This is a genomic window from Pseudomonas cuatrocienegasensis (assembly GCF_900110925.1).
Taxonomy (GTDB): domain Bacteria; phylum Pseudomonadota; class Gammaproteobacteria; order Pseudomonadales; family Pseudomonadaceae; genus Aquipseudomonas; species Aquipseudomonas cuatrocienegasensis.
On sequence record NZ_FOFP01000011.1, the window covers coordinates 107645 to 125449 of the forward strand.

A 17805-nucleotide genomic window follows, 5' to 3' on the forward strand; every position below is an offset into this window, starting at 1 on the left:
ATGGATCGCAATACCTTGCTGCTGTTCGCCGGCATCGGCGGCCTCCTGCTACTGGCCAGCCTGATCGGTTGGCTGCTGAAATACCGCGCCGGCCCCGGCCCACAACCGGTCATCGACAACCTCAACGCCCGTATCAACGCCTGGTGGGTGATGGTGCTGGTGATCGGTTTCGCCTTCCTGTTCGGCTATACCGGCGTGGTGGTGCTGTTCTACTGCGTATCGTTCTACGCCCTGCGCGAGTTCATGACCCTGACCCCAACCCGGCGCAGCGACTACCCGGCTCTGGTTGCCGCGTTCTACTTTGCCCTGCCGATGCAGTACCTGCTGATCGGCATCGGCTGGTACGGCCTGTTTGCCATCTTTATTCCGGTCTACCTGTTCCTGCTGCTGCCGATTCTCTCGTCCCTGGGCGGTGATACCACGCGCTTTCTCGAGCGTACATCCAAGGTGCAGTGGGGGCTGATGATCGCCGTGTACTGCATCTCCAGCGTACCGGCGCTGCTGACCCTGGAAATCGCCGGCTACGAGGGCCGCAACCTGCTGCTGATCGCCTGGCTGGTGATCGTCGTGCAGATCTCTGACGTGCTGCAGTACGTCTGCGGCAAGCTCGCCGGCAAACACAAGATCGCGCCCAAACTGTCACCCTCGAAAACCGTGGAAGGCTTCTTCGGCGGCGTCGCCCTGGCGACCCTGATCGGCGCCTCGCTGTACTGGATCACCCCGTTCGCCTTCTGGCAGGCTGGGCTGTTCGCCCTGCTGGTGTGCCTGCTCGGCTTCGCCGGCGGCCTGGTGATGTCGGCAATCAAGCGCGACCGCGGCGTAAAGGATTGGGGCCACATGATCGAAGGCCACGGCGGCATGCTCGACCGCCTCGACTCAGTGTGCTTCGCCGCGCCGGTGTTCTTTCATATGGTGCGGTATTGGTGGGGGTAAATATCCAGCTATCTGAGGCGCTCGGCTTCCTTGCGGTACGCCTGCTCCCGCTCACGGCGAGCAACCGCTACCACAAACACCACCACCTCATGGTCAATCACCTGATACCAAACTTGAACATAGCGCCCACTGCGCGGAATAGGACGTTCTGTTTAATACGCCCCCTCACCTGACCCCATGCCGGTGACCGCTCGACCGATGGCGGTATCCGGCCTGAGGCCCTGCGCTATACCGGAACCCTGGGGACTGGTTTGACGCGAGGGTAGGGGTCATGAAAAGAGCCATCGAGCAGGAGACCTTGCAGGCGCTGGTCGAGACTGGGGCAGCGCGCGAGTTTCGCGTGCTGCGCGAAGGGGAAGCCTGGCGCCTGGAGCTGCGTCTCGGGGTGAAATGGCTGCCGGTGCGCTCACGGCGCGAACCGGTGAGGCTGTGGCGCTCGCTGACGGCGGTGGGGCGGTTTTGTGAGGGTGTGGGGATCAAGGCGCTGACGGTGGAGCTTTAAACCCCGAAGTTAGCGCTGACGTGCCCGCCAAAGCTCCTCAATATCGAGTTCGTCCAAAGCTTCGCGCATACGACGGAAAGCATTGTCCGAGAAGCATTGAATCTTCGTCGATCCAAACTCAAAGACATGGCGGCAACCGACGTCATCGTCTATCCCCAGATGGGCTCGCAATACCTTGGCCTTGGGCTGCGTCAGACTCAGTTTGTCCGCCAGCTGTGCCGCCCGTAAGTAAAACTTCTTCTGGAGATCTAGCTCACGTACTGCCGCCGCGTCGGCAGGGTCATCGCCTCCGATATAACGCACAGGCGCGCCTTCCTTCTTAGAAAAATGAACGACTAGGTTCACCCCCTCACCATCAGTGCGCGTACCTACAGTGGAGAGTCGAGGGAAGACCTCAAGGATTTCTTGCCCTGCACGCACCGCCTTCTCAATACGGTCGATGTCACGCTCGGATATAACAACCTCTTCCACTGCAATCGACTCCATGGCGAGCAGAGAACGAATCCGTGCACGGGCTTCGTCCCGATGCCGTCGACCAGGCTCCAACAACTCCCGGATCAAGCGATATTCACGATCTACTAGGAACTCGAAATCTCCTGGGGGCATGGTTGAAACCGGCAAAACCCGCGCGGGGATGTGCTTTATCAGGGAATCCTCTAGGGCACGCTGAAGATAGGCATCAAAAGCCGTGATCAATGCTCGCGTGTTGAGGTACAGCAAATCCTCGGCGACGACGACAAACCAGTGCTGAGCAGCATCGCGCAAGCTATCAATCGCACGCATTGCACCAGCTTCCTCAGCCGTCAGACCAAAGTGCGCGGTGCAGAGCCCAAGGCATTTATCGAAGCTAATCGAACGCCCTGCCTCTTTGTCGAAGACCTTGGCCTGGTTCTGCACCAATACGGCCTTCAACAACATCTCGCAGGCATGCTGAAGGTGCAGCAGTACCGTAGTGATTCGCCCGTCGTCATCGAAGCTATTGAACGCCTGCATACCCGTGCGAAGAGAGCAGAGTGCCTTGGTTTTGAGAGTTTTTGCGTCTCGAACCAGCTTCATAAATCGTCCCGTTCACAGGCTATTGTGGCTGCCAATTCATCGCCAAAACGTAGCTATGGCGATGCCCCATCTTCATAGCCAACATCAATGAAGTTACGGGTGTACGTCAATCCGTAAAATGGTCAGACTCCACTCATAAGGGGCTGCTAAGCCCAAATGAATTTCTTACAGCAACGGAATATGCGCACTCTACCGGGCCACAAGGACAAGAACTGTTCCAAGCCCCCGATGGACGCATCACATCAATAAGTTAAATAGCTCTCGGCAAGCACCACACTCGCCGACTGATAGCTATGAGCCACACATTAAGGCCACCAATGAGCCCCGCCAAGATTCAAGACCAAAGCCAAATCAAGTGGATTTCAGACTTCATCTGGAACATCGCTGACGACCGCCTGCGCGACGTCTACGTGCGCGGCAAGTACCGCGACGTGATCCTGCCCTTCACCGTGCTGCGACGGCTCGATGCCGTGCTAGAAACTACTAAGGATGCTGTGCTGAAGCGCAAGAAGCTCCTTGATGCCCACAATGTGGCAGAGCAGGACGGCGCACTACGTGATGCAGCCAAGCAGGCGTTCTACAACGTCTCGGAATTCACCCTGGCCAAGCTGAAGGCCAGCGCGGCAGGGCAGCGCCTGCGCGATGACTTCACCGATTATCTTGACGGCTTCTCGCCTAATGTTCAGGAGATTCTTGCAAAGTTCAACTTCCGCAATCAGATCCAGAAGCTCGTCGATTCTCACGTGCTCGGTTACCTGATCGAGGATTTCCTCGACCCCGAGATCAACCTCTCACCACTACCTGTCAAAGATACTGATGGCCGCATAAAGCTCCCGGCGCTGGACAACCACGGCATGGGTACGGTGTTCGAGGAGCTGATCCGCCGCTTTAACGAAGACAACAACGAAGAAGCCGGTGAGCACTTTACCCCGCGCGACGTGGTGCAGCTCATGGCCAAGCTGCTATTCCTGCCGGTAGCCGACCGGATCGAATCCAGCACCTACTCCCTATATGACGGCAGCTGCGGCACGGGTGGCATGCTGACCGTTGCTGAAGAAGCGTTGCACGAACTGGCCGAGGAACACGGAAAGGAGGTGTCCATCCACTTGTTCGGTCAAGAGATCAGCGACGAAACCTACGCTATCTGCAAGGCTGACTTGCTCCTGAAAGGCGAGGGTGCAGAGGCCGAGAACATTGTCGGCGGCGCAGACAAATCCACCCTGTCCGCCGACCAGTTCCGTTCGCGCGAATTCGATTTCATGATCTCCAACCCGCCCTACGGCAAGAGTTGGAAAACCGATCTGGAGCGCATGGGCGGCAAGAAGGAATTTAACGATCCGCGCTTTATCGTCAGCCACGCGGGCGAGTCTGAGTTCAAGCTCCTTACCCGTTCCAGCGACGGGCAGCTCATGTTCCTGGTGAATAAGCTGCAAAAGATGAAGCACAACACGCCGCTGGGCAGCCGCATCGCGCTGGTGCATAACGGCTCGGCACTGTTTACCGGCGACGCAGGCCAAGGTGAGAGCAACATCCGCCGCTGGGTACTGGAAAATGACTGGCTAGAATCGATCATCGCCCTGCCGCTCAACATCTTCTACAACACCGGCATCGCCACCTACATCTGGGTGCTGGCTAACAAGAAGGCCGAAGAGCGCCGTGGCAAAGTGCAGTTGATCGACGCATCGCAATGGTTTCTGCCGCTGAGCCGCAACCTTGGCAAGAAAAACTGCGAACTGAGTGATGTCGACGTTTCTTGCATCCTCGACCTATACCTTGGCGAGGCACAGGAAACCGCCCAGTCCAAATGGTTCGACACCCAAGACTTCGGCTATTGGAAGATCACCGTCGAGCGCCCGCTACGCCTGAAAAGCCAGCTCTCCGACGAGCGCATCGAGCCCCTACGTTTTGCCTCCGGCGACGAGGCACTGCGCGCCGAAATCTACGCCACCCACAGCGAGGCACTCTATAGCGAATTCGCCAAGCGTAAATCGGCCATCGAGGCCTGGTTGAAAGGTGAGGACGAGAACGAAGACGACGATAATGAAGAAAGCGACAGCGGCGATGACAGTGAGGCACCCGCTGCCCGCAAGGCCGTGCCCGCCAAGCGCCGCAAGAAACTGCTCGACGCATCAACTTGGCAGCGTGACAAGGGGCTGATGGAGTTGGCACAACGGGCGCAGAAGGCACTGGGCAGCGCCGTGTTTAACGACCACAATGAGTTCCGCACCCGCTTCGATTCTGCACTCAAAGCGCAAGGCGACAAGCTTAGCGCGCCGGAGAAGAAGGCCATCTACAAGGCAGTAAGCTGGCGAGATGAAACAGCCCCACCCGTTATTGCCAAACGCACAAAACTCAAAGCCTCTGACCCCTTTGTGGGAAATAACGATGGCCGTTATCTGTTAGATGATCAAAACCACCGCGAAGTTGTGGAATATGAACCCGACACCGATCTGCGCGACACAGAGCAGGTGCCGTTGAAAGAGCCAGGTGGTATCGACGCCTTCTTTGCCCGCGAGGTGCTGCCGCATGCACCTGATGCCTGGATCGCCAGGGAAAAAAACCAGATCGGCTATGAAATTTCGTTCGCTCGCTACTTCTACAAGCCCACGCCACTGCGCACGCTGGCGGAAATTCGCGCTGACATCCTCGCGCTGGAGCAGCAAAGCGAAGGCTTGCTGCACAAGATCGTGGGGGACGCGTAATGACGCTGTCGAGCGCGTACCCGGCCTATAGCGCATCCGGATTGCCTTGGGTTCCTCGGCTGCCGGAGGGTTGGCAGGTACTGCGTAATGGCCGCCTTTTCGGCCATCGCGTCGAAACAGGCTTTCCCGACCTACCCATTATGGAAGTATCGCTGCGCACAGGCGTGCGTGTGCGAGACATGGAAAACCTGAAGCGCAAGCAGGTGATGAGCCAGAAGGAGAAGTACAAACGCGCAGCCAAGGGCGACATTGCATACAACATGATGCGGATGTGGCAAGGCGCGGTCGGCCCCGCGCCAGTCGACGGACTGGTAAGCCCGGCCTATGTCGTGGTGAAACCCTACGACGAGGCCAACAGCAGCTACTACAGCTACTTGTTCCGTACTGCGGCGTACATGCAGGAGGTCAACAAGTTCTCGCGCGGCATTGTGGCAGATCGTAACCGGCTGTATTGGGAGTCCTTTAAGCAGATGCCTTCGCTCGTGCCCCCGCGCCCCGAGCAAGACCAGATAGTCGCCTACCTTCGCGCACAAGATGCACACATCGCCCGATTGATTAAGACCAAGCGCGATCTCATCAAGCTGCTCACCGAACAGAAGCTGCGAATCATCGACCACGCCGTAACACGTGGCCTTGATTCATCTGTGGCGCTGAAGGCATCCGGTATCGAATGGCTAGGCGAGGTGCCAGAACACTGGGAAGTGCAAAGGCTGAAGAACGTGGCCAACGTGGTCTTGGGCAAGATGCTGACCACGGAAGCCAAGGGTGGCGATGGCGATTTCAAGCCCTACCTGCGCTCCACGAATGTGCAGTGGATTAAACCCGATGTGCGCGACGTGAAGGAGATGTGGGTAGCCAAAGCTGAGATGGCGCAGCTCCGCGTTCGCAAGGGTGACTTGCTGGTCAGCGAAGGTGGAGAAGTTGGTCGGGCCTGTATTTGGAACGATGAACTGCCGGAGTGCTACATCCAGAACTCTGTGCATCGCGTTGCGGCCAAGCCGATGATGCTGCCGGAATTCCTGTTTCACCAGTTTTTCGCCTATGGCAAGCGTGGCCGTTTCAATGCCATCGTGAACCGCGTCAGCATCGCGCACCTGACGCGCGAAAAGCTCGTGACGGTTCCGTTCACCGTCCCTCCCATCGAAGAACAAAAAGCCATCTGCCGCTGGATCAGCGACGAATGCCAGCCGCTGGATGACGCCATCACCCGCACGGAAGAGGAAATCAAGCTGATCTGCGAATACCGCGACCGCCTGATTGCCGATGTGGTCACCGGTCAAGTGGATGTGCGCGGTTGGCAGCCCGGCCCGGACGACGTGGTGGACGACGCGGCGCTGGCCGCGCTGGGCGATGAAAACGAAAATGTGACCGAAGAGGAGGATGGCGATGGCGAAGACTGACACCAGCGAGCGCTGGTTTGAGGCGCGAGTGGTACGCGGCTTGACCGGTGTGCCGCAGCCGGAGTACAGCCATGAGCTGGCACCCACGGACTTCGCCTCCACCCACAACGGCTACGTTCAGGGCAAACCCACCGACTACAACCGCGACGTGGCGCTGGATGTGACGCAGTTGCTGGCCTTCTTGCAGGCCACCCAGCCCAAGGCAGTAGACACTCTGGAACTGGCGGCGGACGGCATCAAGCGCACCCAGTTCCTGCACCGGCTGCAAGGCGAGATCACCAAGCGCGGCGTGGTAGACGTGCTGCGCAAGGGCGTGAGCCACGGGCCCGTACACGTCGATCTCTACAAGCTGCTGCCCACGCCGGGCAACGCCGCCGCAGCAGACGCCTTCGGCAAGAACATCTTCAGCGTCACCCGGCAGGTGCGCTACAGCAACGATTCAGGCAACGAGCTGGACTTGGCCATCTTCATCAATGGTCTGCCGGTACTGACCTTCGAGTTGAAGAATTCGCTGACCAAGCAGACCCTGGCTGACGCCGTCGTCCAATATCAGACCACGCGCAACCCGCAGGAGCTGCTGTTCCAGCTGGGTCGTTGCATAGCGCACATCGCCGTCGATGACGCGGAGGCCGCCTTCTGTACCGAACTGAAAGGCAAGGCGTCATGGTTCCTACCGTTCAACCAAGGCTGGAACAGTGGCGCAGGTAACCCGCCCAACCCAGATGGTCTGAAGACCGATTACCTGTGGAAGCAGGTGCTGACCCGTGAGTCGCTGGCCAACATCATCGAAAGCTACGCGCAGGTGGTGGAAGAGGAAGCAGCAGACGCCAGCGGCAAGAAACGCAAGAAGCGCAAACAGATCTTCCCGCGCTTCCATCAGTTGCGCACAGTGCGTGCCCTGCTGCGCCGCGCCCATACCGACGGAGTGGGCCAACGTTATCTGATCCAGCATTCGGCAGGCAGTGGCAAGAGCAACACCATTGCCTGGCTGGCGCACCAGTTGGTGGAGCTGCGCCGCAAGAATGACCCGATGACGGCTCAGTTCGACTCCATCATCGTGATCACCGACCGCCGTGCACTGGACACGCAGATTGCCCGCACCATCAAAGGTTACGACCACGTTGCGGCGATCTTCGGCCACTCCGACAACGCGCAGGAACTGAGAGAGTACCTGCGCCGGGGCAAGAAGATCATCGTTACCACGGTGCAGAAATTCCCGTTCATCCTCGATGAGCTGAGCGACTTCTCCGGCAAGAGCTTCGCGCTGTTAATCGACGAGGCGCATTCCAGCCAAGGCGGCAAGACCACGGCGCGCATGCACGAAGCCCTCGGCGGCAAGGTCGCCGAGGAGGAGTTCGAGGAGGACAACACGCAGGATGCGGTCAACACGGAGATCGAGAAGCGCATCGCTTCGCGCAAGCTGCTCGCCAACGCCAGCTACTTCGCGTTCACTGCCACGCCCAAGAACAAGACGCTGGAGTTGTTCGGCGAGAAGACTCTCGTTGGTGACAAGGTGGAATTCCGCTCGCCCGAAGAACTGACCTACACCACCAAGCAGGCCATCCAGGAGAAGTTCATCCTGGACGTGGTGGAGAACTACACCAGCTACGATAGCTTCTACCAAGTCGCCAAGACCGTCGAAGGCGATCCCGAATTCGACAAGGCGAAGGCGCTTAAGAAGATCCGTCATTACGTCGAATCACACGACAAGGCCATCCGCTGTAAAGCCGAGATAATGATCGATCACTTCATTGATCAGGTAGCGGGCAAGCACAAAATTGGCGGCAAGGCGCGGGCCATGATTGTGTGCAACGGCATCGCACGTGCCATCGACTATTACCGCGAGGTGTCCGACTACCTCACCCAGATCAAGAGCCCGTACAAGGCCATCGTGGCGTACTCAGGTGACTTCGAGATCGGCGGCAAGAAAAAGACCGAGGCTGACCTCAACGGTTTCCCAAGCAAGGACATCCCGGTCAATCTCAAGCAAGACCCGTATCGTTTCCTGATTGTCGCAAACAAGTTCGTCACTGGTTTTGATGAGCCCCTACTGCATACGATGTACGTGGACAAGCCATTGGCAGGCGTGCTGGCAGTGCAGACCCTGTCGCGCCTCAACAGAGCCCATCCGCAAAAGCATGACACCTTCGTGCTCGACTTCGCGGACAACGCTGAGGCAGTAAAGACGGCATTTCAGGATTACTACCGTGCCACGATTCAGACAGGGGAAACCGATGCCAACAAGCTGCACGACCTGAAAGCCGAGCTCGACGGACAGCAGGTGTATAGCTGGCAACAGGTTGAGGACTTGGTCGCGCTTTACCTTGGCGGCGCAGATCGCGACAAACTCGACCCAATTCTTGACGCTTGCGTGGAGGAGTACCAGGAAAACCTAGACGAAGACGGTCAGGTGAAATTCAAGGGTAAAGCCAAGGCATTTGTGCGTAGTTACGGCTTCCTTGCCGCAATCCTGAGCTACGGCCATCCGTCGTGGGAGAAGCTGTCGATCTTCCTAAACTTTCTCATTCCGAAGTTGCCCGCCCCCAAGGAGGAGGATCTCTCCAAAGGCGTACTGGAATCGGTCGACATGGATAGCTATCGCGTAGAAGCGCAAGCGGCTCTCAAGATGGCGATGGACGATACCGATGCATCGTTTGATCCTGTTCCACCGAGCGGTGGTGGCGGCAACGGTGAGCCCGAAATCGACAGGCTGTCGAACATCATAAAGGCCTTCAACGATTTGTTCGGCAACATCGAGTGGAAGGACGAGGACAAAATCCGCAAGGTCATCGCCGAAGAGATTCCCGCGCGCGTGGCCAAGGACAAGGCCTACAGGAACGCACAGGTGAACTCCGACAAGCAAAACGCCAGGTTGGAACACAACAAAGCGCTCAATCGTGTCGTGCTGGAGCTGCTGTCTGACCACACTGAGCTATTCAAGCAATTCAGCGACAACCCGAGCTTTAAACGCTGGCTGACGGACATGGTTTTTGATGTGACTTATCAATCCCAAAATGCCGATGGAGCGCGCAGCGGTGGGCAGCTTAGGGCGCGTGCCCTAAAGGTGATACAGGAAAGGTTCGGTGTTGCAGACATCTGGTCGAGAGCGGTTGATACCCTTTTTGAGCGCTTAGAGAGTAGTTGTGAAAACTTGAGTCTTTCTGATCTGGTGGTAATAGAGAAGTTCAGTGGGCTGTCGGTCAGCAACATCTTGTTCCCTGTCTTGAACGTGCTGTCTGCCAACGACGTGGGTATTTTTCGTCGCGAGTTTCTTAATTTAGACTCCTCCACCTCCCGCCTACCGATGGATTTTGATGAGGTGCGGCGCATGGCATCCTCACACCAAGGGGAAGGTGATTGGGCAGAGCGTCTGTCAATCCAATGGGCTCTTAGGGATGCTAGAGGAAATATGCATGGCTGACAGCCTGAAAACATTGTTCAACTGGTTTCCTGTTTTGCGAACACTGTTTCAAGCAAAAACGGAGCATGAGTTTGATGATTTTTTGGATCGCCATTTCGAGGAATGCATTCAGCGTATGGAAGCTGAGGCGCACCACTTGACGGCAGATAAAGAAGAAAAACTGTCCGCATTCTTGGCGGCTGCATTGAGCATGCCGGGCCTTTCTGTAGTGCGTGAGGGCTACAGCAACGGTCGCGTTGACCTGACGATTAAATCTGAGAGCATTCAATCCTCTGAACGACGTCTGGCCGAAGCAAAGATCTATGCAGGGTCAGCTAAACATGTACAGGCTATCCAACAGCTGGTTTCCCGCTACTCCACTGGGCGACAAAGCCGTGGGTATGTCGTCGAATACATCCAGAAGCCTGGTATCTCTGACATCGTTGTTAAGCTGCGAGCCAAGGCTGATATCGACTTTCCTGTAAATCAAGAAGGAATGACATGCGATCACCGGATGAAATGGGCGTATATCAGCGACCACCGACATACGAGCCAAGAGCTAATTCGAGTTGTTCACATTAATGTGAATCTTCATCGATGATTTAGAGCCAGGATAGAAATGAAAGGCGCTGGAGGGCTGCTGTTTTGCCGAGCCTTGATTGGCTTCCTGAGGTGCCAGACATGATCACTGCTCAACCCACCTAAAGAAAACCCCAGGAGGCACATGACCTACTGGGGTTTCTTTTTCTTCTAGCCACTAACTTTGGCCGATACGCTTAACTCTGGCCGAAACGGCAAATAACTTTGCCCGCCTACATCCAACCTCAGACGTCGAGGTTAGACACCGCCAGGGCATTGGTCTCGATAAAGTCACGACGCGGCTCGACTTCGTCGCCCATCAGGGTGTTGAAGATCTGGTCGGCGGCGATGGCATCTTCGATACGCACTTTGAGCATGCGGCGCACTTCCGGGTCCATGGTGGTTTCCCACAGTTGATCCGGGTTCATCTCGCCCAGACCTTTATAGCGCTGGATGCTATGGCGTTTGGTGCTTTCGGTCATCAGCCAATGCAGGGCATCCTTGAACGTGTTCACCGGCTTCTTGCGCTCGCCGCGCTGCACGTAGGCGCCTTCTTCGAGCAGGCTGTTGAGCTGATCGCCAAGGCTGGTCACCGTCTTGTAATCGTTGCTGCCGAAGAAGTCCCGGTTGAAGGTGATGTAGCTGGAGTTGCCGTGGGAGATCAGCTCGACCTCAGGCAGCCACAGATGACGCTCGTGGTCTTCACGCAGGCTGGTCTTATAGACCAGGCCGGATTTTTCCATGGTCTTCAAGCGTGCATCGAACAGGCTCAACCAGGCTTGCATGGTCGACTGGTCAGCCAGGTTGTCGAGGCTGATGCTCGGCAGGTAGACGAAGTGTTCTGTGAGCTCGATCGGGTATAGACGCGACAGACGCTTGAGGGTCTTCATCACCAGGCGATAGTCATTGACCAGGCGCTCCAGCGAACCACCGGACAGACCCGGTGCGCTTTCGTTGACGTGCAGGCTGGCATCTTCGAGGGCCGACTGGGTCATGTATTCTTCCATGGCCTCGTCGTCCTTGATGTACTGCTCCTGCTTGCCCTTCTTGACCTTGTACAGCGGCGGCTGAGCGATATAGATGTAGCCACGCTCGATCAGCTCCGGCAGCTGACGGAAGAAGAACGTCAGCAGCAGGGTGCGGATGTGCGAGCCGTCGACGTCGGCGTCGGTCATGATGATGATGTTGTGGTAGCGCAGCTTGTCGATGTTGTATTCATCGCGGCCGATACCACAGCCCAGGGCTGTGATCAGGGTGCCGACTTCCTGGGAGGAAATCATCTTGTCGAAGCGCGCCTTCTCGACGTTGAGGATCTTGCCCTTGAGCGGCAGGATCGCCTGGGTCTTGCGGTTACGGCCCTGTTTGGCAGAGCCGCCCGCGGAGTCCCCTTCCACGATGTAGAGTTCGGAAAGGGCAGGGTCCTTTTCCTGGCAGTCGGCCAGTTTGCCCGGCAGACCCGCGATATCCAGCGCGCCTTTACGGCGGGTCATCTCACGCGCCTTACGCGCCGCTTCACGGGCACGGGCGGCGTCGATCATCTTGCCGACCACGGCCTTGGCTTCGTTGGGGTTTTCCAGCAGGAAGTCGGAGAAGTGCTTGCCCATTTCCTGCTCGACCGCGGTTTTCACTTCGCTGGAAACCAGCTTGTCCTTGGTCTGCGAACTGAATTTCGGGTCCGGTACCTTGACCGAGATGATGGCGGTCAGACCTTCGCGAGCATCGTCACCGGTGGTGGCGATCTTGTGCTTCTTGGCCAGGCCTTCCTGCTCGATGTAGGTGTTCAGGTTACGCGTCAGCGCCGAGCGGAAACCGGCCAGGTGGGTACCGCCGTCACGCTGAGGGATGTTGTTGGTGAAGCACAGCAGGTTCTCGTTGAAGCTGTCGTTCCACTGCAACGCCACTTCCACACCAATGCCGTCTTCACGCTGCATGGTGAAGTGGAACACCTGGTTGACCGCGGTCTTGTTGACGTTCAGGTATTCGACGAATGCACGCAGGCCACCTTCGTACTTGAACAGCTCTTCTTTACCGCTGCGCTCGTCACGCAGGAGGATGCCCACACCCGAGTTGAGGAATGACAGCTCGCGCAGACGCTTGGCCAGGATATCCCAGCTGAAGTGAATATTGGCGAAGGTCTCGGCCGAGGGTTTGAAATGGATCTGGGTGCCGGTGGTGTCGGAGTCGCCGACGATGCGCATCGGCTCCTGGGGCACGCCATGCACATAGGTCTGCTCCCAGATATGACCGCTACGGCGAACCGTCAGCAGCAGGCTCTCGGAGAGGGCGTTGACCACCGATACGCCCACACCGTGCAGGCCACCGGAAACCTTGTAAGAGTTGTCGTCGAACTTACCGCCGGCGTGCAGCACGGTCATGATGACTTCAGCTGCGGAAACGCCTTCTTCCTTGTGGATATCCACCGGAATGCCTCGGCCGTTATCGCGCACGCTTACCGATTCGTCCGGGTGAACGGTAATGACGATCTCGGAGCAGTGCCCAGCGAGCGCTTCGTCAATCGAGTTGTCGACCACCTCGAAGACCATGTGGTGCAGGCCGCTGCCATCGTCGGTATCGCCGATGTACATGCCAGGCCGCTTGCGTACGGCATCCAGTCCCTTGAGGACCTTGATGTTATTGGAGTCGTACGTTTGGTTGTCGCTCATGCCTTCACTCCCGGTGGTCGTGGGTCTGGGTGATACAGCCATGTTCCACGTGGAACATGGCAACTGGCGTGTCCGTGCGCCAGCCTTCCCTCAACAATTCATGGTCTACACAGGTGATAAACACCTGGCAGTGCAAATCTTCTAGTAATCGACACAGTGCGCCGCGGTGCTGCTCATCCAGTTCGGACGGCAAGTCGTCCACCAGGTAAATACACTGTCCACGCTTGGCCTGATCAACCAGGTGGCCCTGTGCGATACGTAACGCACATACCACCAGTTTTTGCTGGCCGCGGGACAGAATATCCGCCGCATTATGCGAACCCAGGCGCAGACGTAGATCGGCGCGCTGGGGCCCGGACTGGGTATGACCGATCTGCTGATCACGAACAAGCGACGCACTCAGCACATCGCTCAATGCCCGGTCCTTGTCCCAGCCACGGTAATAACTTAGCGTCAGCCCTTCGAGCTCAACTAGCTCGCTCAGGGTCTGTTCGAAAACCGGTTTCAACGCTTTGATGTAGGCACGTCGATAGCCATCTATTTCGTCGCTTGCCAGGCACAGTTCACGGTCCCAGGCAGCCTGCGAAGCACCGTCAAGTGTACCATGCCGCAGCCATGAGTTTCGCTGTCGCAGGGCCTTCTGCAGACGCTGCCAAGCGGGCAAAAACCGTTGTTCCACGTGGAACACTCCCCAGTCGAGGAACTGCCGGCGTATCTTCGGCGCGCCCTCGAGCAAGCGAAAACTGTCCGGATTGATCAGCTGCAAGGGCAGGGCATCGGCAAGCTGCGCCGCACTCCGCGCGTTTTGCCCATCGATACGAATCTGAAACTCGCCATTGCGCTCACGGGCAATACCGAGATTACTCTGACGACCATCCGCCAGTTGCACTTGGCCAAATACCGTGCAAGCGGGTTGTTCGTACTGGATAACGGGGGCAAGACGCACACTGCGAAAGGAGCGAGCGAGGCCAAGCAAGTGCAGGGCCTCCAGCACACTGGTTTTGCCGCTGCCATTGGCGCCGTGGAGGATGTTGATGCGCGGGGAGGGGGAGAGGGTCACCGGCTGCAGATTGCGCACACCGGTGACCGTGACACGGCTAAGGGACATTCAGGAAGAAGCTTACAAACGCATCGGCATGACAACGTAGGAAGAGTCGTCGTTGTCGGCTTCCTGAACCAGGGCACTGCTGTTGGCATCGGACAGAATCAGACGAACCTGGTCGGTGGTCATGACACCCAGCACATCCAACAGGTAGCTGACGTTAAAGCCGATCTCCAGCGTGCTGCCGGTGTAGTCGACGACAATCTCTTCCTCCGCTTCTTCCTGCTCCGGGTTGTTAGCCTGAATCTTCAGCAGACTACTAGCCAGTTGCAGACGTATACCACGGTACTTCTCGTTCGACAGAATTGCCGTGCGGCTAAAGGCTTCACGCAGCCCCTGGCGATCCGCAATGACCACCTTGTCACCGCCACGAGGCAGCACCCGCTCGTAATCCGGGAACTTGCCGTCCACCAACTTCGAGGTAAAGGTGAACTCACCAGTGGTCGCGCGGATGTGATGCTGACCCAGCACGATACTGACATTGCCGTCCTGCTCGGTGAGCAGGCGAGCCAGTTCGAGGATACCTTTACGCGGCACGATGACCTGATGACGCTCGACCTGTTCGATCGCAGCGCTCATGGCGCACATGGCCAAGCGGTGACCGTCAGTCGCCACGGCACGCAGTACGCCAGTCTGTACTTCCAACAGCATGCCGTTCAGGTAATAGCGCACATCCTGCTGGGCCATGGCGAAGCTGGTGCGCTCGATAAGCCGACGCAATTTGCCCTGGACCAAATCAAAGGTCAGCGAACCCGGCCCTTCTTCCACGGTGGGGAAGTCATTGGCGGGCAGCGTCGACAGGGAGAAGCGGCTACGGCCAGCCTTGACCAACAACTTCTGCTCGTCGACACGGATGTCGATCATGGCATCGCTGGGCAGGCTTTTGCAGATGTCCATCAGCTTGCGCGCCGGTACGGTGATCTCACCCGGCTCCGCTGCATCTTCCAAAGCCACGCGCCCCACCAGTTCGACCTCGAGGTCGGTACCGGTCAGCGACAATTGCTGGCCTTCGACGACCAGCAGCACGTTAGACAGAACCGGCAAGGTCTGGCGGCGTTCCACGACGCCGGCGACCAGTTGCAGGGGTTTCAACAGGGCTTCGCGTTGAATGGTGAAGTGCATGGTCTCGTCCCTTGCCTCGTGGAGTTGCGTAATTAGAACCTGTTTAAAGTTTCGCGAGCTAGAGTCCGGCAAGGCAAAAACAGGCGAGGAATGGTCGGAGTCGCGGGCGACTGTACTTTTGTACATGAGCATTCCGAGCCTGTTTTTAACGCAGCAGGGCCGACGCGCAGCAGACTTTAACGGGTTCTAGGTTGTCAGCGTACGCAGCAAATTCTTGTAGTCCTCGCGGATATCCGCGTCGGATTCCCTAAGTTCAGCAATCTTACGACAAGCGTGCAATACAGTGGTGTGATCGCGCCCGCCGAAGGCATCGCCAATTTCCGGCAGGCTGTGGTTGGTCAATTCCTTGGACAGGGCCATGGCGACCTGGCGCGGGCGCGCCACTGAACGTGAACGGCGTTTCGACAACAGATCGGAGATCTTGATCTTGTAATACTCGGCCACGGTGCGCTGGATGTTGTCGATGCTGACCAACTTGTCCTGCAGGGCCAGCAGGTCCTTGAGCGACTCACGGATCAGTTCGATGGTGATATCGCGCCCCATAAAGTGCGAGTGGGCGATCACCCGCTTGAGTGCACCTTCCAGCTCGCGCACATTGGAGCGAATGCGCTGGGCGATGAAGAACGCGGCGTCATGCGGTAACTCGACTCGGGCCTGGTCAGCCTTCTTCATCAGAATGGCGACGCGGGTTTCCAGCTCGGGGGGTTCCACCGCCACCGTCAGGCCCCAACCAAAGCGCGACTTGAGACGTTCTTCCAGGCCTTCGATTTCCTTCGGATAGCGGTCGCTGGTGAGGATCACCTGCTGACCCCCTTCAAGCAGCGCATTGAAGGTGTGAAAGAACTCCTCCTGGGAGCGCTCTTTCTTGGCGAAGAATTGAATGTCATCGATCAGCAGCGCATCCACTGAACGGTAGAAGCGCTTGAACTCATTAATGGCGTTGAGCTGCAGCGCTTTGACCATGTCGGCGACGAAACGCTCGGAGTGCAGGTAGACCACTTTGGCATTGGGATTTTTCGCCAACAGATGGTTACCCACAGCGTGCATCAAGTGGGTTTTACCCAGGCCCACACCGCCATAGAGGAAAAGCGGGTTGTAGCCATGCTTGGGGTTATCCGCCACCTGCCAGGCCGCAGCACGCGCCAATTGGTTCGATTTACCCTCGACAAAATTATCGAAGGTAAAGGTGCGATTGAGGTAGCTGGTGTGCTTCAAGCCACCCTCAACCTGCACCGAGCGCTCACGGGCCGGTGCCACCGGTGCGGACGCGCCCGCCATCGGATCGAAGCTCGAGCGCGAAGGCTCGCTGCCGTGATCAGCCACTTCGGCTCTGGGCGCCTGAGCGGCAATGGCTTCTGCCGCGTCACTGCGCGGAGTGGGTGCAGGCGCCGCAGGAGCGCTGGTATGCGTAAGTGCCGCCCGCGGTTTGGAGCTGCGCTTGCTACCTATCAATAGAGAAAGGGCAGGCACAAGACCAGTGGCGCGCTCGGAAAGAAGTTCGAGCAGCCGGCCCAGGTACTTTTCGTTGACCCAGTCCAGTACAAAGCGGTTGGGTGCATAGACGCGGAGCTCGTCGCCTTCGGCCTCGACCTGCAACGGACGAATCCAGGTGTTGAATTGCTGAGCAGGCAGTTCATCGCGCAGAAGATCTACGCACTGCTGCCAAAGTTCGACGGACACGGACATCCCCTAAATCGAAAGGCGGCGATACAAAAACAGCCGCCATTGTAGCCGCGAGCACCTGACTTATCCACACGAAAAGTACGAGAGGCACTCGTAAAATCAATGCCTTGGATAGCTTATCGCATACACATAACAAGCCCGCTAAGGCCTGTGGATAAAAACACCTAAGCTCAGGGGAGAAACCTGGGCATAACCGCTTACTAGCCTACCATGTGGATAAAAGTGCTTTTAATCCCCAGCTTATCCGCCGCCCCCACACACCTGCAGCCCAGTTTTCAGACAACCTTTTGAAACCCTGAACACCTTAGTAGCCCAGGCCCTCAGATGGTTATCCACAGAAAATAGCCTGTATAAGAGTTATTAACACAACAAGCTTTCTTAAAAGATTTTCTTCTTTATATGCTTTATCGAGCAAAGCACTGGTTGGAAATTGACCTGACCCTCGGCTTTCTCTACAATCGCCGGTCTCTTAAAACGGGGGCCATTCCGGCCCGTAGTCGACCACCCAGGTATCGCACCATGAAACGTACTTTCCAACCCAGCACTATCAAACGCGCTCGTACCCACGGCTTCCGCGCTCGCATGGCGACCAAGAATGGCCGCGCAGTCCTGTCGCGTCGCCGCGCCAAGGGCCGTGCTCGCCTCGCCGTCTAAGCTTCCAGT

Annotated in this window: 12 protein-coding genes and 1 pseudogene; 7 read left to right on the plus strand and 6 right to left on the minus strand. The window is 57.5% G+C overall.

Annotated features, from left to right (window positions below; all coding sequences use genetic code 11):
* Positions 1-933: a phosphatidate cytidylyltransferase gene (locus BMW49_RS15875; protein WP_069519372.1), complete on the plus strand. Its 933-nt coding sequence runs from the start codon at positions 1-3 to the stop codon at positions 931-933.
* 8 nt (positions 934-941) lie between these two features.
* On the opposite strand, the pseudogene BMW49_RS25150 reads toward BMW49_RS15875, so the two are convergent.
* Positions 942-1067 (minus strand): annotated as a pseudogene (locus BMW49_RS25150) (type II toxin-antitoxin system mRNA interferase toxin, RelE/StbE family); the annotation flags it as partial.
* A 137-nt stretch (positions 1068-1204) separates the two neighbouring features.
* On the opposite strand from BMW49_RS25150, the gene BMW49_RS15885 reads away from it, so the two are divergent.
* Complete coding sequence (locus BMW49_RS15885; protein ID WP_069519373.1) at positions 1205-1435, plus strand: hypothetical protein; 231 nt, start codon at positions 1205-1207, stop codon at positions 1433-1435.
* A 9-nt stretch (positions 1436-1444) separates the two neighbouring features.
* Here the strand turns inward: BMW49_RS15885 and BMW49_RS15890 are convergent, their stop codons facing one another.
* Positions 1445-2491 (minus strand): hypothetical protein, encoded by a 1047-nt coding sequence (locus BMW49_RS15890; protein ID WP_069519374.1) that lies wholly within the window; start codon positions 2489-2491, stop codon positions 1445-1447.
* Positions 2492-2808: 317 nt separating this feature from the next.
* On the opposite strand from BMW49_RS15890, the gene BMW49_RS15895 reads away from it, so the two are divergent.
* The 4 genes from BMW49_RS15895 (at position 2809) to BMW49_RS15910 (ending at position 10594) form a co-directional block, all read left to right on the plus strand.
* Positions 2809-5193, plus strand: a complete 2385-nt coding sequence (locus BMW49_RS15895) for a type I restriction-modification system subunit M (RefSeq protein WP_069519375.1) — start codon at positions 2809-2811, stop codon at positions 5191-5193.
* Between the two features lie 179 nt (positions 5194-5372).
* The gene (locus tag BMW49_RS15900) at positions 5373-6593 is read left to right on the plus strand and encodes a restriction endonuclease subunit S (protein WP_244168364.1); all 1221 of its coding nucleotides are present in this window, start codon (positions 5373-5375) and stop codon (positions 6591-6593) included.
* A complete protein-coding gene (locus BMW49_RS15905) occupies positions 6580-10014 on the plus strand; it encodes a type I restriction endonuclease subunit R (protein WP_069519377.1) in 3435 nt (1144 codons plus the stop codon). Before BMW49_RS15900 ends, BMW49_RS15905 begins: the two co-directional genes overlap by 14 nt.
* Positions 10007-10594 (plus strand): hypothetical protein, encoded by a 588-nt coding sequence (locus BMW49_RS15910; RefSeq protein ID WP_069519378.1) that lies wholly within the window; start codon positions 10007-10009, stop codon positions 10592-10594. The genes BMW49_RS15905 and BMW49_RS15910 overlap by 8 nt, the downstream gene beginning before the upstream one ends.
* A gap of 223 nt (positions 10595-10817) precedes the next feature.
* On the opposite strand, the gene gyrB is transcribed toward BMW49_RS15910, so the two are convergent.
* The 4 genes from gyrB to dnaA form a co-directional block, all read right to left on the minus strand.
* Positions 10818-13235, minus strand: a complete 2418-nt coding sequence (gyrB, locus tag BMW49_RS15915; protein ID WP_069519379.1) for a DNA topoisomerase (ATP-hydrolyzing) subunit B — start codon at positions 13233-13235, stop codon at positions 10818-10820.
* 4 nt (positions 13236-13239) lie between these two features.
* Positions 13240-14343, minus strand: coding sequence for a DNA replication/repair protein RecF (recF, locus tag BMW49_RS15920; RefSeq protein ID WP_069519380.1), 1104 nt, complete (start codon positions 14341-14343; stop codon positions 13240-13242).
* 12 nt (positions 14344-14355) lie between these two features.
* A complete protein-coding gene (gene dnaN, locus BMW49_RS15925; RefSeq protein ID WP_069519381.1) occupies positions 14356-15459 on the minus strand; it encodes a DNA polymerase III subunit beta in 1104 nt (367 codons plus the stop codon).
* A 186-nt stretch (positions 15460-15645) separates the two neighbouring features.
* Positions 15646-17139 (minus strand): chromosomal replication initiator protein DnaA, encoded by a 1494-nt coding sequence (gene dnaA, locus BMW49_RS15930; protein WP_069519445.1) that lies wholly within the window; start codon positions 17137-17139, stop codon positions 15646-15648.
* A gap of 522 nt (positions 17140-17661) precedes the next feature.
* Here dnaA and rpmH point away from each other — a divergent pair.
* Positions 17662-17796, plus strand: a complete 135-nt coding sequence (gene rpmH / locus BMW49_RS15935; RefSeq protein ID WP_003213577.1) for a 50S ribosomal protein L34 — start codon at positions 17662-17664, stop codon at positions 17794-17796.
* The last annotated feature ends 9 nt before the right edge of the window (positions 17797-17805 follow it).

Bases quoted from the DNA above. Each gene is read 5' to 3' on its own strand.
- BMW49_RS15875 (WP_069519372.1), top strand. From the start codon at position 1: ATGGATCGCAATACCTTGCTGCTGTTCGCCGGCATCGGCGGCCTCCTG.
- BMW49_RS15885 (WP_069519373.1), top strand. From the start codon at position 1,205: ATGAAAAGAGCCATCGAGCAGGAGACCTTGCAGGCGCTGGTCGAGACT.
- BMW49_RS15890 (WP_069519374.1), bottom strand. From the start codon at position 2,491: ATGAAGCTGGTTCGAGACGCAAAAACTCTCAAAACCAAGGCACTCTGC.
- BMW49_RS15895 (WP_069519375.1), top strand. From the start codon at position 2,809: ATGAGCCCCGCCAAGATTCAAGACCAAAGCCAAATCAAGTGGATTTCA.
- BMW49_RS15900 (WP_244168364.1), top strand. From the start codon at position 5,373: ATGGAAAACCTGAAGCGCAAGCAGGTGATGAGCCAGAAGGAGAAGTAC.
- BMW49_RS15905 (WP_069519377.1), top strand. From the start codon at position 6,580: ATGGCGAAGACTGACACCAGCGAGCGCTGGTTTGAGGCGCGAGTGGTA.
- BMW49_RS15910 (WP_069519378.1), top strand. From the start codon at position 10,007: ATGGCTGACAGCCTGAAAACATTGTTCAACTGGTTTCCTGTTTTGCGA.
- gyrB (WP_069519379.1), bottom strand. From the start codon at position 13,235: ATGAGCGACAACCAAACGTACGACTCCAATAACATCAAGGTCCTCAAG.
- recF (WP_069519380.1), bottom strand. From the start codon at position 14,343: ATGTCCCTTAGCCGTGTCACGGTCACCGGTGTGCGCAATCTGCAGCCG.
- dnaN (WP_069519381.1), bottom strand. From the start codon at position 15,459: ATGCACTTCACCATTCAACGCGAAGCCCTGTTGAAACCCCTGCAACTG.
- rpmH (WP_003213577.1), top strand. From the start codon at position 17,662: ATGAAACGTACTTTCCAACCCAGCACTATCAAACGCGCTCGTACCCAC.